This is a genomic window from Cellulosimicrobium sp. G4 BAM 1002 (assembly GCF_057126935.1).
On the sequence record NZ_CP182109.1, the window covers coordinates 3,362,575 to 3,384,919 of the forward strand.

At 74.2% G+C, this 22,345-nt stretch carries 19 protein-coding genes; 7 read left to right on the forward strand and 12 right to left on the reverse strand.

Annotation, left to right across the window (positions count from 1 at the left end; all coding sequences use genetic code 11):
- The first annotated feature begins 29 nt into the window (after positions 1 to 29).
- Positions 30 to 848: an RDD family protein gene (locus ACMXGY_RS15135; RefSeq protein WP_483773805.1), complete on the forward strand. Its 819-nt coding sequence runs from the start codon at positions 30 to 32 to the stop codon at positions 846 to 848.
- 15 nt (positions 849 to 863) lie between these two features.
- Here ACMXGY_RS15135 and ACMXGY_RS15140 read toward each other — a convergent pair whose 3' ends face one another.
- From ACMXGY_RS15140 to ahcY, 5 genes are all read right to left on the reverse strand, one after another.
- Positions 864 to 2,231, reverse strand: a complete 1,368-nt coding sequence (locus ACMXGY_RS15140) for an acyltransferase family protein (protein WP_483773806.1) — start codon at positions 2,229 to 2,231, stop codon at positions 864 to 866.
- Between the two features lie 144 nt (positions 2,232 to 2,375).
- Positions 2,376 to 3,035, reverse strand: coding sequence for a response regulator transcription factor (locus ACMXGY_RS15145; protein WP_483773807.1), 660 nt, complete (start codon positions 3,033 to 3,035; stop codon positions 2,376 to 2,378).
- A gap of 100 nt (positions 3,036 to 3,135) precedes the next feature.
- The gene (locus ACMXGY_RS15150) at positions 3,136 to 4,608 is read right to left on the reverse strand and encodes a sensor histidine kinase (RefSeq protein ID WP_483773808.1); all 1,473 of its coding nucleotides are present in this window, start codon (positions 4,606 to 4,608) and stop codon (positions 3,136 to 3,138) included.
- 184 nt (positions 4,609 to 4,792) lie between these two features.
- Positions 4,793 to 5,392: a hypothetical protein gene (locus ACMXGY_RS15155; RefSeq protein ID WP_483773809.1), complete on the reverse strand. Its 600-nt coding sequence runs from the start codon at positions 5,390 to 5,392 to the stop codon at positions 4,793 to 4,795.
- 29 nt (positions 5,393 to 5,421) lie between these two features.
- Entirely contained in the window at positions 5,422 to 6,978 is a 1,557-nt protein-coding gene (gene ahcY, locus ACMXGY_RS15160) for an adenosylhomocysteinase (RefSeq protein ID WP_483773810.1), read from the reverse strand.
- 519 nt (positions 6,979 to 7,497) lie between these two features.
- On the opposite strand from ahcY, the gene ACMXGY_RS15165 reads away from it, so the two are divergent.
- The 3 genes from ACMXGY_RS15165 to ACMXGY_RS15175 all read left to right on the forward strand — a co-directional run bounded on the left by ACMXGY_RS15165 (position 7,498) and on the right by ACMXGY_RS15175 (position 10,764).
- Positions 7,498 to 8,859, forward strand: a complete 1,362-nt coding sequence (locus ACMXGY_RS15165) for a quaternary amine ABC transporter ATP-binding protein (protein ID WP_483773811.1) — start codon at positions 7,498 to 7,500, stop codon at positions 8,857 to 8,859.
- Positions 8,856 to 9,725, forward strand: coding sequence for an ABC transporter permease (locus tag ACMXGY_RS15170; RefSeq protein ID WP_483773812.1), 870 nt, complete (start codon positions 8,856 to 8,858; stop codon positions 9,723 to 9,725). The genes ACMXGY_RS15165 and ACMXGY_RS15170 overlap by 4 nt, the downstream gene beginning before the upstream one ends.
- A gap of 94 nt (positions 9,726 to 9,819) precedes the next feature.
- The gene (locus ACMXGY_RS15175) at positions 9,820 to 10,764 is read left to right on the forward strand and encodes a glycine betaine ABC transporter substrate-binding protein (protein WP_483773813.1); all 945 of its coding nucleotides are present in this window, start codon (positions 9,820 to 9,822) and stop codon (positions 10,762 to 10,764) included.
- Positions 10,765 to 10,855: 91 nt separating this feature from the next.
- On the opposite strand, the gene ACMXGY_RS15180 is transcribed toward ACMXGY_RS15175, so the two are convergent.
- From ACMXGY_RS15180 to rfbB, 3 genes are read right to left on the reverse strand one after another with little or no spacing between them, the layout of a single operon-like run.
- Positions 10,856 to 11,044, reverse strand: coding sequence for a Trm112 family protein (locus tag ACMXGY_RS15180; RefSeq protein ID WP_483773814.1), 189 nt, complete (start codon positions 11,042 to 11,044; stop codon positions 10,856 to 10,858).
- Positions 11,041 to 12,507: a phosphomannomutase/phosphoglucomutase gene (locus ACMXGY_RS15185; protein WP_483773815.1), complete on the reverse strand. Its 1,467-nt coding sequence runs from the start codon at positions 12,505 to 12,507 to the stop codon at positions 11,041 to 11,043. Before ACMXGY_RS15185 ends, ACMXGY_RS15180 begins: the two co-directional genes overlap by 4 nt.
- Positions 12,508 to 12,559: 52 nt before the next feature.
- Positions 12,560 to 13,555 (reverse strand): dTDP-glucose 4,6-dehydratase, encoded by a 996-nt coding sequence (rfbB, locus tag ACMXGY_RS15190; protein WP_483773816.1) that lies wholly within the window; start codon positions 13,553 to 13,555, stop codon positions 12,560 to 12,562.
- A gap of 120 nt (positions 13,556 to 13,675) precedes the next feature.
- On the opposite strand from rfbB, the gene rfbA reads away from it, so the two are divergent.
- Complete coding sequence (rfbA, locus tag ACMXGY_RS15195; protein ID WP_483773817.1) at positions 13,676 to 14,536, forward strand: glucose-1-phosphate thymidylyltransferase RfbA; 861 nt, start codon at positions 13,676 to 13,678, stop codon at positions 14,534 to 14,536.
- On the opposite strand, the gene rfbD is transcribed toward rfbA, so the two are convergent.
- On the reverse strand, positions 14,509 to 15,429 hold the full coding sequence (gene rfbD, locus ACMXGY_RS15200) for a dTDP-4-dehydrorhamnose reductase (protein WP_483773818.1): 921 nt from the start codon (positions 15,427 to 15,429) through the stop codon (positions 14,509 to 14,511). The genes rfbA and rfbD overlap by 28 nt on opposite strands.
- Positions 15,430 to 15,467: 38 nt before the next feature.
- On the opposite strand from rfbD, the gene ACMXGY_RS15205 reads away from it, so the two are divergent.
- Positions 15,468 to 16,085, forward strand: a complete 618-nt coding sequence (locus ACMXGY_RS15205) for a dTDP-4-dehydrorhamnose 3,5-epimerase family protein (RefSeq protein ID WP_483773819.1) — start codon at positions 15,468 to 15,470, stop codon at positions 16,083 to 16,085.
- Between the two features lie 3 nt (positions 16,086 to 16,088).
- Here the strand turns inward: ACMXGY_RS15205 and ACMXGY_RS15210 are convergent, their stop codons facing one another.
- Positions 16,089 to 16,442 carry a DUF3499 domain-containing protein gene (locus ACMXGY_RS15210; protein ID WP_047232115.1) on the reverse strand — a complete coding sequence of 118 codons (354 nt, stop codon included), beginning with the start codon at positions 16,440 to 16,442 and terminating at the stop codon, positions 16,089 to 16,091.
- A 116-nt stretch (positions 16,443 to 16,558) separates the two neighbouring features.
- Here ACMXGY_RS15210 and ACMXGY_RS15215 point away from each other — a divergent pair, with 116 nt between their 5' ends.
- Positions 16,559 to 17,137 carry a metallopeptidase family protein gene (locus tag ACMXGY_RS15215; protein WP_483773820.1) on the forward strand — a complete coding sequence of 193 codons (579 nt, stop codon included), beginning with the start codon at positions 16,559 to 16,561 and terminating at the stop codon, positions 17,135 to 17,137.
- 32 nt (positions 17,138 to 17,169) lie between these two features.
- Here ACMXGY_RS15215 and ACMXGY_RS15220 read toward each other — a convergent pair whose 3' ends face one another.
- Both ACMXGY_RS15220 and ACMXGY_RS15225 read right to left on the reverse strand, forming a co-directional pair.
- Complete coding sequence (locus tag ACMXGY_RS15220; RefSeq protein WP_483773821.1) at positions 17,170 to 18,915, reverse strand: DUF5719 family protein; 1,746 nt, start codon at positions 18,913 to 18,915, stop codon at positions 17,170 to 17,172.
- 3 nt (positions 18,916 to 18,918) lie between these two features.
- Complete coding sequence (locus ACMXGY_RS15225) at positions 18,919 to 22,308, reverse strand: glycosyltransferase (protein WP_483773822.1); 3,390 nt, start codon at positions 22,306 to 22,308, stop codon at positions 18,919 to 18,921.
- Positions 22,309 to 22,345 lie beyond the last annotated feature (37 nt).

The window sequence follows — 22,345 nt, forward strand, 5'->3', positions numbered from 1 at the left end:
GAGAACGGACGAGAACGGCTGGAGACCACGTGCGCGACGGCATCCTGATCGGCGAGGGCGTGGTCCTCGACGCGCGACCGGCGTCGTTCCTGACCCGCGGGCTGGGCGTGTTCCTCGACATGCTCGCGATCTTCGTCCTGCTGCTCGCGACGCTCCTGATCACTGCACGGTCGCTCGACGTGATCGACCCCGACCTCGCGCCCGCGATCGGTATCGCGATCGCCGTGCTCGTCATGGTCGTCGTCCCGACCACCGTCGAGACGCTCTCCCGTGGACGCTCGCTCGGCAAGCTCGCCCTCGGCATCAGGGTCGTGCGCGACGACGGCGGTCCCGTCCGCTTCCGGCACGCCTTCCTCCGGGCTCTCGTCGGCATCGGCGAGATCTGGCTGACGCTCGGCTCCGTCGCGCTCGTCGCGTCGCTGACGAACGACCGGGGCAAGCGGCTCGGCGACATGGCCGCCGGCACCTACGCGATCCGTGTGCGCGGCGGGAAGGCGACGCTCGCGCCGCTCGTCATGCCGCCGTACCTCGCGGCCTGGGCGTCGCGGGCCGACATGCGCCGGCTCCCCGACGGGCTCGCGCTCGCCGCCCGTCAGTTCCTCGCCCGCGCCGGACGGCTGCACCCCGCGTCGCGTGTCCGGCTCGGGCAGGAGCTCGCGGGGCAGGTCGAGCGGTACGTGGCGCCCGGTCCGCCGCCCGGCACGCACCCCGAGACGTTCCTCGTGGCCGTGCTCGCCGAGCGTCGCGACCGCGACCGGGCCACCGCCCAGCGCATGGAGGCCGCCGCGCACGAGCAGGCGGAGCTCCTGCACCGCCTGCCGTACTCGGTGCCCGACCCCTCGCGCTGAGCCTGTCGAGAGCTCTCAACGCCCGGAGGGCACACGGACTCGTGAGGCGTCGACACGTCGCGCGGGGCGCGGGTCCTCGAACCCGCCGACGACGCGCGAGATCCCCAGCAGGACGAGCGCGAACGCGCCGAACCACACCGGGCGGCTCGCCCACCAGTCCGCACTGCCCGGCTCCGGCAGCTGCTGACCGAGCACGACGAGCACGACCCCGACGACGACGATCATCGCCGTCAGGTGCCACAGGTACACCGTCATCGACCGCGCGGCGAGGCCGGCCACGACGGCCCGGCCGCGGCCCTCGGCCCACCGCGCGAGCGGCGCACGGAGTGCGAGCGCCAGCGCGACGAGCGCCACGGCGTGCAGGACGACGGGCGCCGTCGGCGGGCCGAGGTTCGACATCGCGTCGCCCGGCATGCCGATGAGCGAGACCGGGTACGGCCCGACCGCGACGAGCAGCGCCGCGAGCGCCGCGGCCGCGAGCCCGACGAGCGCGAGCACTGCCGGTCGAGGCAGGACGGCGACCGGGACGAGCCGTCCCCGCCGCACGGCCCGCACGCCCGATCGTGCGTCCGCGTAGAGAAGGCCGATCGCGTACGGGACGGCCCACACGAGCGCGACGTTGACCAGCGCGAGCGTCTCGTACCCGGCACCGAACCGCAGCGCCTCGACGACGAGCGGCGCGGCGACCAGGCCGCCCACGGTCCACCACCCTGCGGCGTGCAGCGCACGGCGCAGGAGCGGCGTGAGCACGACGAGGCCGAGGTACACCGCGAGGAACCACAGGAGCTGGGGGGCGAGCGTCGCGAGGGAGCGTACGGCGTCGGCGGGCAGGCCGACGGCGAGCAGCACCCCGACGGCGACGACCCACACCCCCACGAAGACCCCGACGGGCCGCAGCAGCCGCCTCGCGCGACGTCCGGCGAGCCGCGCGCCGTCGGCGAGGTCCACGCCGAGCCCCCGGCGACCCAGCGTCCGGCCGAGACCAGGCAGCACCGGCGAGCGGGCGTCGTCGGGCCTGCGGGACACCCCGTAGGCGGCCGACGCTCCCGCCGCGAAGAACAGCAGCGCGAGGACCTGCAGCACCCAGGTGACGGCCCAGCCGCCGCCGTGCGCGAGCGCGTTGCCGATCTGCAGCCGCTCGCCGTCCCACGTCGCGTCGGCCATGAGCCAGTGGGCGGTGAGCACGCTCAGCGTGGCGAGCGCGCGGACGGCGTCGACGAACACGTCGCGCGGGGGACGGCGCGACCCGGCGGGCTCGCGGACCGCGGCGGACGCCCGGTCCGACGGCGGCTGGTGCCGACCGGGGAGCGGCCCGCCCCGGGGGTGCGGTCGCACGGGCGACGACGCGTGATGACGGGTCGGGGGCGGCGTCAGGACGGCCACGGGATGCTCCTCGCTCGGCGGGGCCGGGAGGATCCCCGGCACTCACCAAGTCTCGAAACATCCTGTTCGTCCCGGTACGGGACCGGCCCCCGAGCCTGCGGCGACGAACCGCCGAGTCCCGCGGGGGTTGTCCCCCCGGGCGGCTCAGACCTTGAGGTAGCGCAGCACGGCGAGCACGCGGCGGTGGTCGCCGGCGTCCTGGGGCAGGCCGAGCTTGCCGAAGATCGACGTCACGTTCTTCTCGACCGCTCCGTACGAGAGGAACAGCGCCTCGGCGATGGCGGAGTTGGACCGGCCCTGCGCCATGAGCTCGAGCACCTCGGTCTCGCGCGGCGTGAGGCGCGCGAGACCGTCGTCGGAGCGCGACGCGCCCATGAGCTGGCTCACGACCTCAGGGTCGAGCACGGTCTGGCCCGCGGCGATGCGCGTGAGCGCGTCGATGAACTCGCTCACGTCCGCGACGCGGTCCTTGAGCAGGTACCCGACGCCGCGCGCACCACCGGTGAGCAGCTCGCTCGCGAAGCGCGTCTCGACGTACTGGGAGAACAGCAGCACACCGAGGTCCGGGTAGGTGGCGCGCAGCGCGAGCGCGGCCTGCAGCCCTTCGTCGGTGAACGTCGGCGGCATCCGGATGTCGACGACCGCCACGTCCGGGAGCGTTCCCTCGGCCGCGAGCCGCGCGACCTGCGCGACGAGCTCGTCGCCGTCGGCGACCGCGGCGACGACCTCGTGCCCTCGGCGCGTGACGAGCGCGACGAGCCCGTCGCGCAGGATGGCGGAGTCCTCGGCGATGACGAGCCGCATGGTGTCCTTCCGGTCGGGCGGGCCGTGCGGCCCGGTCGTGGGGTGCCACGGGCCATCCTGCCCGACGACGCGCGCCGGCCCGCGCAGCGACGTCGTCCGGTCAGACCCGCGCGGGCAGGAGCACCGTGACGACCGTCGGGCCGCCGACGGGGCTCGTGAGCTCGAACGTGCCGTCGACCGAGCGCACGCGCTCCGCGAGACCCGCGAGGCCGGACCGCTGGCCGTCCGAGCCGGGCTGCACGACGCGCGCGCCGCCCTGGCCGTCGTCGCGCACGCGCAGGCGCAGGCGCGCACCGCGACCCTCGCCCTGCCGCTCGACGAGCACGTAGACCCCCGTCGCGCGCGCGTGCTTGACGGCGTTCGTCACGAGCTCCGCGACGCAGAAGTACGCGATGGACTCGACCGCGGGCGCGAGCCGGCCCGACGCCTCGACCGCGGGGTCGACGTCGACCGTGACCGGGAGCGGGGAGCGCGCGGCGAGCGTCTCGAGCGCGACCGCGAGCCCGTTGTCGAGCGCCGGCGGGTGGATGCCCCGAGCGAGCTCGCGCAGCTCGACGAGGGCCTCCTTGGTCGAGGAGTGCGCGAGGTCGACGAGCTCGAGCGCGTCACCCTGCTCGCCCGTCGCGAGCTGCTCCTTCGCCTCCCCGAGCTGCATCGCGACGGCGACGAGGCGGGCCTGGGTGCCGTCGTGCAGGTCGCGCTCGATGCGGCGGAGCTTCGCGTCGGCGTCCTCCACGGTGCGGCCGCGCGACTCCTCGAGGTCCGCGACGCGCAGGCTCGAGAGCGTCGGGCCGAGCAGGGCGACGGTGAGGACGCGGAAGAGGCGCGCGAACGCGCGGGTGACGTGCGGCCAGACCCACAGGAAGAGCGCGCCGACGAGCACGAACCCGAGCTGGCGCACGGGGGTGTCCACGAACCAGTCGGTCCCGAAGGAGGCACCGCGGTGCCACGAGCCGTCGCTCGCCTGCTGGAGCGGCAGCCACCGCGACCAGAGCCAGTGCGTCATCGCGCCGAGACCGACCGCGAGGAAGACCGTGCTCACGACGAACGAGATGATCGCCAGCGGGAGGGTCACGACGAGGAAGAGGAGCGCCCTCCATCCCGGTCCGTCACCGAGGCCGCTCCACATCGTGCGCCAGAAGCCGCGCGGCCGGACGTAGGGCGCCGGAGCGGCGACGTCGACGGCGAGCATGGAGCGCGCCATCGACCGGTACATCGAGGCCCAGCCACGCCCGCCGAGCACGACCCAGGCCGCGACGACGAGCCCCACGACCGTCGCGAGGATCCCGACCGTGAACGACACCGTGAAGACCGCGTACGCGAACCCGAACGGCGCGAGCAGCAGCGCGAGCCACAGGTAGCCGTACTCGCGCCAGGTCCGGCCTGCGAACGGTGCGCGGAGGAAGGACACCTGCTCGCGGTGGTCGACGTACCGCGGGTCGGGGCGAGTGCCGGCGAACGTCGTCGGGGTCGTCGCGGCCGCGGATCCGGCGGGCACCGGGGTCGAAGCGCCCGACGACGTCGGCTCGCCCGCAGGGAGGACGCTCGGCTGGTCAGGGGTCACGGCTGTCATGGTGCCAGTCTCGTCGAGGAGCCGCAGGCACCGACAGGGTGGCGTCCGCCTCGTCAGGGTGGGGACAACCCCCGGATCACGCCGTGACCGGGCGCTCCCGCCGTCCACCGCACCCGGGCCGGGACGCCCCGCCGGAGGCCCCCGCCTCGCTCGTGCGACGCGCCCAGCGAGCGGCGCGGAGGGGTCAGTGCAGCAGGTACTTGACGGCGATGGCCACGCTCCCGAGCGCGGTGGCGAGCAGCGTCTCGCCGAGGAGCTGCCCCCCTCGTGCCCCGGCCCGGTACGACGCGAGGAAGCCCACGAGCCCGAGCATGGCCACGGTGAACCACACCGCGACGAGTGCGGCGTCCTCGACCCCCAGACCGAGCCCGTACGCGAGCAGGTAGACGACGATCGCTGGAACCGCACCGAGCAGCACCCCCACGTTGAGTCGCATGGCCGTGAGGGTGCGTTCCCACAGACCGTGGTCGCTGTCGCGGAACCGCCCGCTCACGGCGTCGACGTAGCAGTGCGCGAACCAGTAGCCGATCGCGACGAGGGACACGGCGAGCACGACCCGGTCGCCCGAGGGCGCGTGGACGCTCGAGACCGCGAGCACGAACCCGGCGACGACCGCGCCGTACAGCAGGTCGTGCGGGGGCTCCTGCTCCCAGCGGTCGCCGACCCGGTGCCACAGCGGCCGGAATCTGCGTGGCGTCGACGCAGGACTCGGCCGACCGGGCTCGGCCGGGTCGGAACCCCCCGGGGCGGGATCGTCCGGTGCGGGACCGTGCGAAGTGTCCATGCGCGCTCGTCCTCCCCGCCCCGGCCCGCTCAGTACCGGTAGTGCTCGGGCTTGTACGGGCCCTCGACCGGGACCCCGAGGTAGTCGGCCTGGGACGGCGAGAGCTCGGTGAGACGGACGCCGAGCGCATCGAGGTGCAGGCGTGCGACCTTCTCGTCGAGCACCTTGGGTAGGCGGTACACCTGGCGCTCGTACGCCCGCTCCCGGCCCTCGGCCGCCGCGTCGACCGCGTCCCGGTAGAGCTCGATCTGGCCGATGACCTGGTTCGAGAACGAGTTGCTCATGACGAACGACGGGTGGCCCGTCGCGTTGCCGAGGTTGAGCAGGCGCCCCTCGGACAGGACGATGATCGACCGCGCGGGTCGCTCGGCGCCCGCCGGGAAGGTCCACTCGTGCACCTGCGGCTTGATCTCCGTGCGCGTCACCCCGGGGAGGTCCGCGAGACCCGCCATGTCGATCTCGTTGTCGAAGTGGCCGATGTTCCCGACGACGGCCTTGTCCTTCATCGCCGCCATGTGCTCGGCGCGGATCACGTCCTTGTTGCCCGTGGTCGTGATGAAGAAGTCGGCCTCGTCCAGCACGTCCTCGATGCGGGCGACCTGGTAGCCGTCCATCGCCGCCTGCAGCGCGCAGATCGGGTCGACCTCCGAGACGATGACGCGCGCGCCCTGGCCGCGGAACGCCTCCGCCGCCCCCTTGCCCACGTCGCCGTAACCGGCGACGAAGGCGACCTTGCCGCCCATGAGGACGTCGGTGGCACGGTTGATCCCGTCGGGCAGCGAGTGGCGGATGCCGTACTTGTTGTCGAACTTCGACTTGGTGACCGAGTCGTTGACGTTGATCGCGGGGAACAGCAGCTCACCGGCCTCGGCGAGCTGGTAGAGGCGGTGGACGCCGGTCGTCGTCTCCTCGGTGACGCCCTGGATGCCCTGGGCGATCGTCGTCCAGCGCAGGGGGTCGGCGTCGAGCGCGCGGCGCAGGACGGCGCGCACGACGTTCATCTCGTGCGTGTGGTCGGGCTCGCCCGGGAGCGTGTCCGGCGGCACGACGCCCGCACGCTCGTACTGCAGGCCGAGGTGGACGAGCATCGTCGCGTCGCCGCCGTCGTCGAGGATCAGGTTCGGGCCGCCCGCCTCGCCCGGCCACACGAGGATCTGCTCGGTGCAGTCCCAGTACTCCTCGAGGCTCTCGCCCTTCCATGCGAAGACGGGCACGCCCTGCGGGTCCTGGACCGTGCCGTGCGGCCCGACGACGACCGCGGCCGCCGCCTCGTCCTGCGTCGAGAAGATGTTGCAGCTCGCCCAGCGGACCTCGGCGCCGAGCGCGACGAGGGTCTCGATGAGGACGGCTGTCTGCACGGTCATGTGCAGCGACCCCGCGATGCGCGCGCCCGCGAGCGGCTGGGAGTCGCCGTACTCGGCGCGCAGCGCCATGAGGCCGGGCATCTCGTGCTCCGCGAGGCGGAGCTGGTGGCGCCCCGCCTCCGCGAGGGAGAGGTCGCGGACCTTGTACCGGCCCGGGAGCTCGTCGAAGCCCGGGGTCGTCCCCGAGGTTCCCGACGTCGTTGCTGGCGCTGTGGTGGACATGGTTCTCCTGTGCGTTCTCGGGACCGGCCGCCGGCCGGCTGACGTGCGCTGGGGGCTCCCGTCCGCGCCGGGCAGGGTCTCGCCCGCCTCCGGACCAGCCTACCGACGACGCCGCCCGAGATCGCGACCGCGTCGTCCGGCGCGCGCGAGCGCGCGCGTAACACGAATCCTTGACCATCTCAAGATCACAAACAGATAACGATCCGCGATGGCGTGGGATCCGCATCCTCGCAACGATCCATGGTCAAGAAACGGCCTGGAAACAGCCCTGCCGCGAGTCCCCTCGGTAGAAGTTGAACCTCGAATCAGGCAGGGTGCCGGGGTACCGATCGACGTCGGACCAGCACGTGTCCCCTGCGCGCCGAGCGCGCCGCCCGCCCTGTCACGGCAGCGGCGACCACGCCGCGTGGTCGCGGGTCACGTGCCACGCCCCCGAGACGCCGCCGCCTGACTCCCCTCTGGCGCCGTCCTCGCGCGGGACGTGCCGGTCCCCCACGGAAGGTGGCGAGCCCCGCCCGCATGACTGCACCGAGCATCACCCCGCCAGACCGCACCGGCACGACGGCCGAGCCGTCCGTGCCGACGACACCCCCACCCACCGACGTCGCCGTCTCCGTGCGCGACGTCTACAAGGTCTTCGGCCGCCGACCGGTCGAGGCGATCCGCCGGCTCGAGCAGGGCGCGTCGCGCGACGACGTCAAGCCGCTCGGCACCGCCGCGGTGATCGACGCGAGCTTCGACGTCCGGCGCGGCGAGATCTTCGTCGTCATGGGACTGTCCGGCTCGGGCAAGTCGACGCTCATCCGCATGCTCAACGGCCTGTGGAAGCCGACGTCGGGGCACGTCCTCGTCGACGGCACGGACCTCGCGGCCACGGACGCCAAGGAGCTGCGTGCCCTGCGCCGCAGCAGCGTGAGCATGGTCTTCCAGCACTTCGCGCTGCTTCCCCACCGCACGGTGCTCGACAACGCCGCCTACCCGCTCGAGATCCAGGGCATGGGCAAGGCGGAGCGGCGGGAGAAGGCCCGCGCCGCGCTCGAGCTGACCGGCCTCGGCGGCTGGGAGGACTCGCTCCCGTCGCAGCTCTCCGGCGGCATGCGCCAGCGCGTCGGCCTCGCCCGCGCGCTCGCCGCCGACACCGACGTCCTGCTCATGGACGAGGCGTTCAGCGCGCTCGACCCGCTCATTCGCCGTGAGATGCAGGAGCAGCTGCTCGACCTTCAGCAGCGCCTCGGCAAGACGATCGTCTTCATCACGCACGACCTCAACGAGGCCATGCACCTGGGCGACCGCATCGCCGTCATGCGCGATGGCCGGATCGTCCAGATCGGCACCGCCGAGCAGATCCTCTCCGACCCCGCGAACGACTACGTCGCGCAGTTCGTCGCGGACGTGGACCGTACGCGCGTCCTCACCGCGTCGTCCGTGATGGTGCGACCCGCCGTCGTCGTCCCGGTCACGGGCGGTCCCCGCCTCGCGAGCCGCGCCATGCGCGAGGCGCAGGTGTCGGCCGCGTACGTCGTCGACCGCCAGCGCGTGCTGCACGGCATCGTGCGCGACGACGACGCCGTCGCCGCGCTCAAGGCCGGCAAGGAGTCCATCGCGGACCTCGTGCACGACGGCGTCTCCCCGGTCTCCCCGGACACGCCGCTCGCCGAGATCTTCGCGCCCGCCGCGGAGTCGTCGCTCCCGGTCGCGGTCACGGACGACGAGGGCCGACTCGTCGGCGTCGTCCCGAGGGTCACCCTGCTCGAGGCCATGGTGCCGCCCGACCAGCCACGGACCGGCGAGATCGACCTCGGTCCTCGGACCGGGGAGGACGCACCTCCCGAGGACGGCCGTACGGACGTCGACGCGACGACCGTGGGAGGTGCGCGATGAACGACACGTTCGTGCCCCGCCTCCCGCTCGGCGAGTGGGTCGACGCGTTCGTCGACTGGCTCACGGCCGTCTTCCGACCGGTCTTCGCGGTCATCAAGGACGTCCTGGTCGCCATCTACGACGTGCTCGACGCCGCTCTGTCGTCGCCGCCGTTCTGGGTCGTCGCGATCGTGCTCGCCGGCCTCGCGTTCCTCGCGAAGGGCTGGAAGCTCGGCCTCGGCTCGCTCGTCGGCTTCGTCGTGATCGCCGGCGTCGACCAGTGGGACAACGCGATGGACACCCTCGCCCTCGTCCTGCTCGCCGCGGTGCTCGCGCTCGCGATCGCCATCCCGCTCGGCATCTGGGCCGCGCGCGACGACCGCGTCTCCGCGGTCGTGCGGCCCGTGCTCGACTTCATGCAGACGATGCCCGCGTTCGTCTACCTCATCCCGACCGTCGTCATCTTCCTCACCGGACCCGTCCCCGGGATCATCGCCACGATCGTGTTCGCGATGGCACCCGGTGTCAGGTTCACCGAGCTCGGCATCCGGCAGGTCGACAAGGAGGTGGTCGAGGCGGGCCACGCGTTCGGCTCGACCCCGGGACGCATCCTCCGCCAGATCCAGCTGCCCCTCGCGATGCCGACGATCATGGCCGGCGTCAACCAGGTCATCATGCTGTCGCTCTCGATGGTCGTCATCGCGGGCATGGTCGGCGCCGGCGGGCTCGGCGAGGACGTCGTCGCCGCGCTCCAGCGCGTCAACGTCGCGCTCGGCTTCGAGGCCGGTCTCGCCGTCGTCATCCTCGCCATGTTCCTCGACCGCGTGACGTCCGCCCTCGGCGACCGCGCCCCCGTCGCCCGCGCGCTCGCCGCAGCCCGCGTCTGAACCGCGCCCGGCGCCTGGGCGCCGGGACCCGTCCGCCGGCCCGCACGCCGTCGGGCACGACCGCCGGGCCCGCACGGGCCCAAGGAAGGAAAGCATGACCCCCGCACGCACCCGCACCACCCGCCGCACCGCCCGCGGCACCGTCACAGTCGCCACGGCCGCCGTCCTCGGGCTCGGGCTCTCCGCCTGCGCCTCCGACTCCGGCGGCAGCGACGACGGCGCCTCGTCCACCGGCGAGGACGAGTCCTCGATCTCGCTGGGCATCCCGTCGGGCTGGGACGAGGGCATCGCCGTCTCCCACCTGTGGACGGCGATCCTCGAGGGCGAGGGGTACGAGGTCGAGTCGCAGACCGCCGACGTCGGCGTCGTCTACACGGGACTCGTCGGAGGCGACTTCGACCTCACGCTCGACGTCTGGCTGCCCTACACCCACGCCAGCTACGAGGAGGAGTACGGCGAGGAGGTCACCGACCTCGGCTACTGGTACGACGACGCCAAGCTCACCGTCGCGGTGAACGAGGACTCCCCCGCGCAGTCCCTCGAGGACCTGGCCGCGATGTCCGACGAGTACGGCAACAAGCTCGTCGGGATCGAGGCGGGCGCAGGCCTGACCGAGATCACCCAGGACCAGGTCATCCCCACCTACGGGCTCGAGGGCATGGACTACTCGATCTCCTCGACCCCCGCGATGCTCGCCGAGCTCAAGGGCGCGACCGAGGCGGGCGAGAACATCGCCGTCACGCTCTGGCGTCCGCACTGGGCCTACGACGAGTTCCCCGTCCGCGACCTCGAGGACCCCGAGGGCGCGCTCGGCGAGGCCGAGAAGATCCACATGTGGGGCACGAGCGACTTCGAGGAGCGCTACCCCACGGTGACGAAGATGCTCGGCGCGTTCAGCCTCACCGACGAGCAGCTCTTCTCGCTCGAGAACATGATGTTCAACTCCGACGAGCACACGGACGAGGCCGCCGCCGTCGACGCGTGGCTCGAGGAGAACCCGACGTTCGTCGACGACCTCAAGGAGGCCGCGGGCGTCTGACGCCTCCTGCCCGACGACGAAGGCCGGCTCCCCGAGAGGAGCCGGCCTTCGTGCGTTCCGTGGGCCGAGCCGTGCTGCCCGGGGCCGGCGCTCAGAGCTCGCGCGCGTCGTCCTCCAGCAGGACGGGGATGCCGTCGCGCACCGGGTAGGCCAGCGGGCGCTCCGGGTCGGTGGAGTGCAGCTCCGGCTCGCCGGACGGCCCGACGCCGTCCACGAGCCGGGCGCCCGTCACCGGGCACCGCAGCGCCTCGCGCACCCAGGGGTCGATCTGCAGGCTCATGCTCGCTCCTCGTCGTCGGCCGTGCGCACGAGCGACAGGACGTCGTCGCGCACCTTCTCCATGATGTCCTCGTCCGCGGCCTCGACGTTGAGCCGCAGGAGCGGCTCGGTGTTGGACGCGCGCAGGTTGAACCACCACTGCGGGTGGGAGTCCCAGTGCGAGACGGTGAGCCCGTCGAGCTCGTCGACCTCGACCGGCCCGGCGCCCTGCTGGGTCACGTACGCCTCGACGACGCGCTCCCGGGCCGCCGGGACGTCTGCGACGGTCGAGTTGATCTCGCCCGACGCCACGTACGGCTCGTACATCTCGCCGAGCACGGACAGCGGGTGCGGCTGCGAGCCGAGCGCCGCGAGCACGTGCATGGCCGCGAGCATCCCCGTGTCCGCGAAGAAGAAGTCGCGGAAGTAGTAGTGCGCGCTGTGCTCGCCGCCGAACACGGCGTCGTTGTCCGCCATCTGCGCCTTGATGAACGAGTGCCCGACGCGCGTTCGCACGGTCCGCGCCCCGGCCGCCTCGAGGAGGTCCGGGACGGCGCGCGACGTGATGAGGTTGTGGATCACCGTCGGCGTGCGACCCGCCTCGACCTCCTTCGCGACCTCGCGCAGCCCGACGAGCGCCGTGATCGCGGAGGGCGAGACCGGGTCGCCGTGCTCGTCGATCACGAAGCAGCGGTCCGCGTCGCCGTCGAACGCGAGCCCGAGGTCGGCGTCGTGCTCGACGACCGCCGCCTGCAGGTCCTCGAGGTTCTTCGGGTCGAGCGGGTTGGCCTCGTGGTTCGGGAACGTGCCGTCGAGCTCGAAGTACAGCGGCACGACGTCGAGCGGGAGGGCCGGCAGCCCGGCGCCCGTGCCGAGCACCGCGGGGACGGTGTAGCCGCCCATGCCGTTGCCGGCGTCGACGACGACCTTGAGCGGCCGGATCCCGGAGAGGTCGACCAGGCCGCGCAGGAACGCCGCGTACTCAGCGAGCATCTCGCGGTCGACGACCGTCCCGGGCGCGGCGGCTGCGGTGGGCAGGCCGTCGTCGAGGTAGTTCTCTGCAAGACGCCGGACCTCGGCGAGACCGGAGTCCTGGCCCACGGGCCGCGCGCCCGCGCGGCACAGCTTGATCCCGTTGTAGACGGCCGGGTTGTGGCTCGCGGTGAACATCGCGCCCGGCACGCCGAGGACGCCCGACGCGTGGTAGAGCCCGTCCGTCGAGCACAGCCCGATCCGCACGACGTCCACCCCCGCCTCCGCCAGCCCGGCGGCGAACGCGTCCACGAGCACCGGCCCCGAGTCGCGCATGTCGTGCCCGACGACGGCGCTCGCCCGCGCGGCACCCTCGCCGGTCGGCGCCTCGGGAAGGACCACCGCCCGCGCGAACGCCGCGCCGATGGCCTTCGCCACCTCGGGGTTCAGCTGGTCCGGGACCGTGCCGCGGACGTCGTACGCCTTGATGAGGTGGGAGAGGTCGGTCGTCACGCGGTCCACCCTATCGGCGCGCTCGACAGCATCGACGAGCCGGTTCCAGCGTCTACTGCCCGGTCGCGGCGTACCGCGCCTCGGTGCGCGCCTTCGCGGGACGCCACCACGCCTCGTTGTCCCGGTACCACTGGACGGTCTGCGCCAACCCGTCCGTGAAGGACACGTACCGCGGCGCCCACCCGAGCTCCGTACGAAGGCGCGACGCGTCGATCGCGTAGCGCAGGTCGTGACCGGCGCGGTCGGCCACGAGCTCGTAGTCGTCGCGGTCGCGCCCGAAGATCTCCAGCAGGTCCTGCACGACCTCGAGGTTGGACCGTTCGCCGTCCGCGCCGACGAGGTACGTCTCGCCGACGGCCCCGCGGTCGACGATCGCCCACACAGCGTCGTTGTGGTCGTCGACGTGGATCCAGTCGCGGACGTTCGCACCCGCGCCGTAGACCCTGGGCCGGTCACCGTCGAGGAGGTTGGTGACCTGGCGCGGGATGAACTTCTCGACGTGCTGGTAGGGGCCGTAGTTGTTCGAGCAGTTCGAGATCGTGGCCCGCACGCCGAAGGAGCGCACCCAGGCACGCACGAGCAGGTCGCTCGACGCCTTGGTCGACGAGTAGGGCGAGGAAGGGTTGTACGGCGTGGACTCCGTGAACCGGCCCGGGTCGTCGAGCGCCAGGTCTCCGTACACCTCGTCCGTCGACACATGATGAAGCCGCACGTCGTGCCGTCGGACGGCCTCCAGCAGGGTGAAGGTCCCGACGACGTTGGTGCGGACGAACGGCGACGGGTCGATGAGCGAGTTGTCGTTGTGCGACTCGGCGGCGAAGTGCACCACCAGATCGGCCGCGCCGACGAGACGGTCGACCAGGTCGGCGTCGGCCACGTCCCCGACGTGCAGCGTCACGCGATCGCGTACCGGGCCGAGCGACCGCTCGTCGCCCGCGTACGTCAGCGAGTCGAGCACGACGACGTCCGCGTCCGGACGCGTCTCGAGCGTCCGACGGACGAAGTTGGCCCCGATGAAACCGGCCCCGCCGGTGACCAGGATCCGCACCGACGACCTCCCTGGAACGCCCGATTGGTCCCGCGAGTCTATCGACCGTCCCCTCGCACCCGGGTTGTCGGCCGGCATTTCACCCGACGAGTGCCCGGCCTGCCGTGAGAGCCTTCCGAGGTGAAGGGGATCATCCTCGCCGGCGGTGCGGGCACGCGGCTGCACCCGATCACCCTCGGCGTGAGCAAGCAGCTCCTGCCCGTCTACGACAAACCGATGGTGTACTACCCGCTGTCCACCCTCCTGCTCGCCGGTGTCCGCGACGTCCTCGTCATCACGACACCCCACGACGCGGCCGCGTTCGAGCGCCTGCTCGGGGACGGCTCGCAGTTCGGCGTCTCGATCACCTATGCCGTGCAGGCCGAGCCGAACGGGCTCGCGCAGGCCTTCGTCCTCGGCGAGGACTTCCTCGCGGGCGACTCCGCGGTGCTCGTCCTCGGCGACAACATCTTCTACGGTCCCGGACTCGGCGACCAGCTGCAGCGGTTCGCGGACGTCGACGGTGGGGCGGTCTTCGCCTACCGCGTCGCGGACCCGACCGCGTACGGGGTGATCGAGTTCGACGAGTCCGGGCGGGCGCTCAGCATCGAGGAGAAGCCCGCGCGGCCTCGGAGCAGCTATGCGGTGCCCGGTCTCTACTTCTACTCGGGCGACGTCGTCGACGTCGCGCGGGGTCTGGCACCGTCGGCCCGCGGCGAGTACGAGATCACCGACGTCAACCTGCACTACCTGCGGCAGGACAGGCTCCACGTCGAGGTCCTCCCGCGCGGGACAGCGTGGCTCGACACGGGCACCGTCGACTCGTTGCTGGACGCGAGCGACTTCGTCCGCACGATCGAGAACCGGCAGGGCCTCAAGATCGGTGCACCAGAGGAGGTCGCGTGGCGGCGCGGCTTCCTCAGCGACGACGAGCTGCGCGACCGCGCCACGAGGCTGAGCTCGCGCTACGGCACCTACCTGCTCTCGCTCCTCGACGCGTGAGCAGCATCGTCACCGCCGGTCGAGGTGCCCGCAGTCGGGCCGAGGACCGTCGGCGCCGCCGTGCGCCATCGCTCGCGCCAGTCACCGATGGGCACGACCCCCGCCGCGTCGAGAGCATCGTGCCCGAGCACGGACCACACCGGCCGTCGCGCCGGGCGCGGGAACGCGACGGTCGTCGTGGGACGAACGAGCGCCGGGTCCAACCCTGCCGAGCCGACGACCTCGCGCGCGAGGTCCCACCACGACGCCGCGCCGGAGGAGGTGCCGTGGTACACGCCACCGGGCGCGTCGGCCGCCACCAGGCGCAGGACGAGGTCGGCGAGATCGACGGTCCATGTCGGCTGTCCCACCTGGTCGTCGACCACGTCGAGTGCGCCGCGCTCGTGGGCGACGCGTGCGATCGTCCGGGGGAAGCACGCGCCGTGCGCGCCGTACAACCAGGCGGTCCGCACGACGAGGGCACCCGGGTGCTCGACGCGCGTCGCCCACTCTCCCGCCGCCTTCGTGCGCCCGTAGGCGGACCGCGGGGCGAGCGGCGCGCTCTCCGGGACGGGCTCGTCCGCACCGGCAGCGCGGGTACCGTCGAACACGTAGTCCGTGGAGACGTGCACGAGGCGCGCCCCGTGCCGGGCTGCCGCGCGAGCGACGTGCTGCGCGCCCACGGCGTTGACCCTGAACGCCTCCGCCTCGTCGTCCTCCGCGGCGTCGACCGCGGTGTAGGCCGCGCAACCGACGACCACGTCCGCGCCAACGATCGCCGCGTCGACGGCGACCGCGTCGGTCACGTCGAGCACGGACCGGTCCAGCGCGCGGACGTCGTGCCCCTGCGCGCGCACCGCCTCGACCAGGTCCACGCCGAGCATGCCCGCCGAACCCGTCACGACCCATCGCACGACGACCACCTCCGCACGGAACCCTACCGAGGAGCAGCATGAACGTCCGAGAGCTGAGCGTGCCCGGTGCCTGGGAGCTCACGCCCCGGCAGCACACCGACGACCGTGGCGTCTTCCTCGAGTGGTTCACCGCGCAGTCGCTGCGCGCGGCGTCCGGGCGAGACCTCGACCTGGTCCAGGCGAACGCCTCGGTCTCGCGTGCCGGTGTGGTCCGCGGGATCCACTACGCGGACGTCCCCCCTGGCCAGGCGAAGTACGTGACGTGCGTCGCGGGCTCGGTGCTCGACGTGGTGGTCGACCTCAGGGTCGGCTCGCCCACCTTCGGCGCCTGGGACGCCGTCCTGCTCGACGCCGACGACCGGCGTGCCGTGTTCCTCTCCGAGGGCCTGGGGCACGGGTTCATGGCGCTCGCGGACGGTTCCACCGTGATCTACCTGTGCTCGAGCGGGTACGCGCCCCAACGGGAGCACGGCATAGACCCGACGGATCCCGAGCTCGCCGTCGCCTGGCCGACGGTCGGCGCGGACGGGAGCCCGCTCACGCCGTCGTTCTCGGCCAGGGACGCCGCCGCCCCGTCGTTGCGCGAGGCCCTCGACGCCGGTCGGCTCCCACGAGCCGACGACGTCGACGCGTTCGTCCGCCGGCTGCGCGAGTGACCGCTAGTCGCCCTCGGCGCGCAGCACGCGCAGGTGGCCGCGTCGGCCCACCTCGGTGACGTCCGGCGGCTCGGGCTCCGTACGGACCTTGCCCGCCTCGCGCACGGCGTCCGCGAGCGCCGACAGGTCGTCGTCGCTCGGGCCGGTCTCGACGAACTGCGGCGACAGGCGCACGACCTCCCAGCCGCGCGGTGCGGTGAGCCGCTCGGCGTGCTCGGCGCACAGGTCGTAGCTGTGCGGCTCCGCGAGGTGCGCGAGCGGGCCCAGGACCGCCGTCGAGTCGGCGTAGACGTAGGTGAGGGTCGCGACGGCGGCACGGACGCACGCCGTGCGCGAGCACTGCCTGACGGATCTCACGGGGCGACCCTACGCCTTCTGGACACCTCCTGAGGACGCCACACGCCGTCCACCTGCGCGAGGAGGGCGACGGCTGCTGAGGGGGCGCCCGCGGTCCGTGCGTCTAGAGTCGTCGTGTGCGTGGCTTCCCTCCGTTCCCCGGTTCACGACCCGAGCCGGCCGGCAAGGGTCGCCGGTCGCGCGACCGCTCGTCGCGCCGCCCGGCCCCGGTCGAGCCGACGACGTCGTTCGACGACCTCGTCATCCCCGCCCGCGCCCCCGGTCCGGGCGCGCAGGGACCCGTGCCGCGCCGGCGCGACCGGCGGGGCCGCGGCATCCGCGGTCCGCTCCTGCCGCCGTCGGCCCCCGCGAGCCGCACGCGGGCGGAGAAGTTCGACGACGTCGTCGTGGACGTCATCGAACGCGTCGAGCGGTCGTGGGCCAGGCAGCTGCGTGGCACGGAGTTCGCGGTCGAGGACGTGCCACCGTCCGACCCGGCCCCGTGGGAGGCGGGCACGGTCCCGCTGGGGCGCTGCTTCCCGGCCGAGTCCGGACAGCCCGCGCGGGTCGTCGTGTACCGGCGGCCGGTCGAGGCCCGCGCATTCGACGCGGAGGACCTCGAGGACCTCGTGCGCGACGTCGTCGTGGAGCAGGTGGCGCACCTCCTGGCGCGCTCGCCGGAGGAGATCGACCCCCGCTACTCGGGCGACCGCTGACCGCCTCCGACCCGGGGCCGGATCGCCGGTAGTCAGTCGCCGAGCCCCGCGGTGCCGGAGGCCCGCACCGCGACCTCGTGCGGCGCCGGAGCGTCGGTCACGGGCAGCAGCACCGAGACGAGGCTCGGGACCTCGTCGCCCTCGTCCCCGCTCGGCGCTCCCGCGCTCGCGGTGACGGACCACACCGGCAACACGCCGTCCGGCGAGCCGATGACGTCGACGGTCACCGCGGCGGGTCGTGCGTCGGACCCCTCGGCACGCACCGTCGACGGGTCGAACGTCAGGGTGCTTGCCGTCGCGACGGCGACCGTCTCCTCGCCGAGCGACGCGCCGTCCTCGTCGTAGACCCGGACCTCGAGCTCGAGCTCACCGTCCGCCGCGCCAGCGCCCTCCCCGTCGCCGCCCGCCGTCGGCACGGCGGCGAACGTCAGGCTCGACGACGTCCCCGGGACCAGGGCGACCTGCCCGGCGCGCCGTGGGCCGTCCGCGTCCGTCTCCGTGTCGGCGTCGGTAGCCACGATCGGCTGGGCCGCGAGCCATGCGCGGTCGTACTGGCGTTCCTCGTGCAGCAGGTCGGGGTCGGGCTCACCGCGCCGGTCGAACGACGCGCCCGCGACCACGGGGACGTCGGCGTGCACCACCACCGCGTACCGGCCGGCGGGGAGCCCGCCGAGCGAGACGTCGGTGACGACCCCCGGGGTGAGCGCGACGTCCTCGACGCCACGCAGCGGCACCGGTCCCTCCTCGCCGTGCACGGTCACGTGGGCGGTCCCGGCGACCTCGCCGGGCGCGAGGAGCCGGAGCTGCGGCGCGTGCGGGTCGTCGACCGCCTCCCCCACGCTCTCGATCCCTGCGAGCGCGACGTCCTGCGCGGGCGCCGCGCCCGGCACCACGTGGTCGACCCCGAGCGGCACGAGCCCGTCGAGCGTCGAGTGCTGGAGGTACGCGGAGACGAGGCCACCTGAGGCCGCCACGTGGACCACCATCCGCCGCTGCTCCGGCGCCGCCGCCTCGACGAGGGTCACGACCTCCTCGCCCGGCCCGACGAGCTGCTGGCCGCCGCCCGAGAGGACCGCCTCCCCACCCTGACCCCAGACCGTGACCTGCACCGTGGCTGGGGTCAGCCCCGGGTTCTGCAGGACGAGCTGGGAGCTGCTGCCGATCTGGGTGCTCCCGCCCACCAGCCACTGGTCGATGCCCGGCCGTCCGCAGCTCGCCGCGGCGAGACCCCGGAGGTCGCCCGCGGTCGTCACCGACCCGACGGACGCCGCGACCCGTGACGCGTCGCCGCCGCCCGGCTGCACGGTGAGGACCGCACCCGCCGTCGGGTCGTCGACCGTCGTCAGCGCGAGGCCACCGGCTGCCGGCGGGTCGAGCTCGTGCGGATCGCCGCCGTCCAGCGAGCCGAGCACCCCGGCGCCGTCGCCCCCGACGGCCGCGCGCAGCCCGCTCGAGGTGCCCACCGGGGCGGGCCCGAACTGGGCGTCGCCGACGGTCTCGGGGTCGGTGAGGCGTGCGGGGCCCGGGCAGACCGACACCTCCTGCGCCGGGGCGACGGTGACGCGCTCGACCGGGTCGGCGACAGCGGGCTCGGGGAGGAGGTCGGTGCCTGCCGTCGCGAAGGCCGTCACCGCCCCGACCGCGACGATGCCGAGCAGGCCCGCACCCGTCGTCGTCACGCGGCGCAGGACCGCCCGTGCCCGGCCGGTCCGGGGCGGCGGCGCTGCGGCCCCGCCTGCCGGCCCCTGGCCGGCCCTGCTCTGGTCGTTCTCCGTCACCGACTACCTCGTCCCCGCCCGTCGGCGCCGGACCGGCACCGCGAGCAGCACGTACACGAGCAGGGTCACCCCTGCGACCGTCATCCATCCCGAGCGGTGGTCGACCGCGTGGAACACCTCGAGCCGGCCGCCGTCGGCGCCCAGCTCGAAAGCCTGCAGGCCCCCGGTCGTCGCGGGGTCGGCGGCGTCGAGCGCGCGGCCGTCGAGCGTCGCGCGCCACGCCGACGACGCGTTCTCCGCGAGCACCACGACACGCTCGTCGCCGCCCGGCGCCACCTCGGTGTCCACCGGGCGCAGCGCCTCCCGGTCCGCGTCGAGCGACTGCGCGCCGGCGGTCGGACCGCCCTGCGAGACGCCGTCGGGCTCGACACGTGCGTAGGCGGGCTCGGCACCGTCCGGTGCGACCCGCCAGATCACGCCGTCCTGGCCCTCCGTCATGCGCTCGAGACCCGGGACCGTGTCGAGCCGCGCGACGAGCTCCGCACGCGCCTGGTCGGCGTCGGTCGTGGCGGGCAGGAGCACCGCGCCGACACCGACCCGCCCGAGACCGGCGGCCACGTCGGGTGCCGAGCCGGAGGTCAGCTCCGCGACGAGCCGCGGCAGGTCCCCCTCCGTCGCCCCGGGGTCCTGCGCCTGCCACCCGTGCACCACGACCGAGGAGTCGACCGCTTGCTGCCCGTCGGAGCGCAGCGCCGCGTACTCCACGACGCCGTCGGGACCGAGCTCGAGACTCAGGACCCGGGCCTGGCGCGGGGACGCCTGCATCTGGCGCCCGACCGGCGGGACGACCGACCCGGTGGTGGCGCGCACCGCACCGACCTGCGCCCCGTGGCGGTCGAGGACCTCGGCGGTCCAGGACGCCGCCGCGCCGAGCGGCAGGAGCGTGACGACGACCGCGAGCGCGACGACGCCCCCGGTGCGCCAGGCCGGGGCCTCACGGCCCGGCAACCGCGGCAGGCCGACGAGCGCCGCTCCCAGGAGCGCGAGGAGCACGACCGACAGGCCGGCGCCAGGCCAGCCCGTGACCGGTGCATCCGCGGTCGACCCGGTGGCGACCGTCGTCGAGCCGGCGAGGAGGGCTGCCGCCAGGCCCAGGGCCGCGACGAACCAGGCGCCGGCCGCGAGACGGCGCCCTCTCAGCACCGCGAGCACGGCGAGCAGCACGACGACCGCGCCGGCGACGAACGGTGCCCAGCGCGCGACGAGGTCGAGCCACCCTGCGCCGTCGAGCCCGAACCACGCGCCCGGGTCGACGGGCAGGCCGAGGAGCTGCTGCCACGGGTCGGCGGGGGACGACGCCACCGCCGCACCCGGGTCCGCCAGGAGGAGCCGCCAGCCGCCGTCGGACCACGTGCGCGCCACGTGCACGAGGAACGGCGCGAAGAGGACCACGGCCGGCACCGGGACCAGGACGAGGTAGCGCCGGTGCGCGCGGACCCCGAGCGCGACGACCCCCAGCGCGAGGACGACGACCGGCAGCAGCACCGGCGCACCGGCGACGGCGACCGCGAGGAGCAGTCCCGCGGCCGCGGCCGCCGCGAGCGAGCCGGGCTCGGGGCGGACCGGCCTCGGGGCGGCGTCGGGCGTGGGCGGCGCGACGGCGTCGACGCGCTGCAGCCCGAGCGCCCGGACGACGGCGAGCGCGAGCCACGGCAGCGTCGCGTGCACGAGCACGGCACCGACCCGTCCTGCGCTCACCGCGCTGAGCAGGACGGGCGCCGCGGCCCAGACGAGCGTCGCCCACGCGCGCGCCGGGACCGAGCGCGTGAGGGCCCCCGCGGCGAACCACGCGCCGAGCCCCGCGGCGACGAAGCACGCCGGGACGAGCACGTTCACGGCCGTCTGGGTCGCCCCGCCCGCGAGGAGCGAGGCGGGCACGAGGGCGAGGACGAACGGGTCCGCGGGCGCGGGCGCGCCCAGGTCGGTCGACACCCAGCCGGTCGTCGCGGCCCGCCACACGTCGCCGAGCGAGCCGGTCGCCGGGAGGAGGGTCCCACCCACGAGCCGGCCCCCCGCGAGCAGTGCCCCGACGAGCGGGCCGAAGACGACGCCGGTGAACGCCGCGAGCGCGACGACCGCCGCCGCGAGCCCGGCCCGGCGGCGCAGCGCGAGCGCGCGCAGCTCGCGTCGCTCGATGTCCGTCGGCGCCCAGGCCGTCCGGCGCCGCTCGGCACGTGCCAGACGGCGGTCCCGACGCTCGGCCAGCACCTCGCGCCACGTGCCGCGCAGCGGGCGCAGCGTCCGGCGCGGGAGGCGCCTGGTGCGGCGCGCCGACCGGCGGGCACGCGCGACGGCGCCCACGCGTGCGAGCGCCCAGAGCGGCGCGAGGAGCTCGTCGCGCGCATGCCCCGGCTGCTTGACCAGCAGGCGGTACATCGCGTGGAACGGCGCACCGACCACCATGGCGAGCGCGACGACGGGGAGCCACGGGAGCGCGACGCCGACGAGCCGCGCGTGGAGCTGCGAGCGGCGGCGCGCGACGTACGAGCTGTCCGGATCGGCAGGCGGGATCCCGCTCGAGCCACGACGGCGGTCGCGCAGGCCCAGGAGGGAGGCCTGCGCGTGCCGCACGACCGCCGACGGCACGACGATCACCCGGTGCCCGGCGAGGCGGGCGCGCCGGCACAGGTCCAGCCCGTCCCCGAACGGGCCGAGCTGCGGGTCCGTCCCGCCCAGCTCCTGCCACACCGCGCGCCGCACCAGCGCACCCGCGAGCCCGACCGCGAGGACGTCGTCCCGCGCGTCGTGCTGGCCCTGGTCGATCTCGTCGTCGTCGATGCCCGTCATGCGCCGCCCGAGGGGCGTCGTCGTGACGCCGACCTCGACGAGGCGGCTCGACGTGCCCGGCTCGAACGGCGCGGCGGGCTCGGCTCCCACGCCCGGGTCCCAGCGCTCCTGCTTGGGACCCGCGACGGCGACCGCGTTCGAGTGCTCGACGGCGCGCAGGAGCTCGGCGAGCGCGTCGGGTGCCGGTGCGGAGTCGTCGTGCAGGAGCCACAGCCACGTCCCGGGGTCGACGCTCGCGAGGGCGGCGTCGACCGCCTCGCCGAACGAGCGCGCGCGGGGTGCGACGACGAAGCGCGCGTCCCCGAGCTGGAGACCGCGGTGCTCGCTCGTGGCGTCGCCGGTCGCCGCGTCGACGACCACGACGGCGTGCGGGCTCATGGTCTGGGCGCGCACCGCGGCCAGCGTGTGCGCGAGGAACGGCGTGCTCCCGCGTGTGACGACGACGGCGGTCACGGTCGTCACGACGGGCAGCGCCCCCGTGACCGCCGCGACGACGCCGGGTGCCGGGGCGACGCCGGGCACCGATGCGGCACGCGCCGCCGCGGCGGGCGTGAGGTCGCCGGGCCGGGCCGTGCGCGCTGACGTGGTCAGGTCGGAGGAAGTCATGTCCCGTCGATCATGCGACGGCGACCGCGCAGGACCC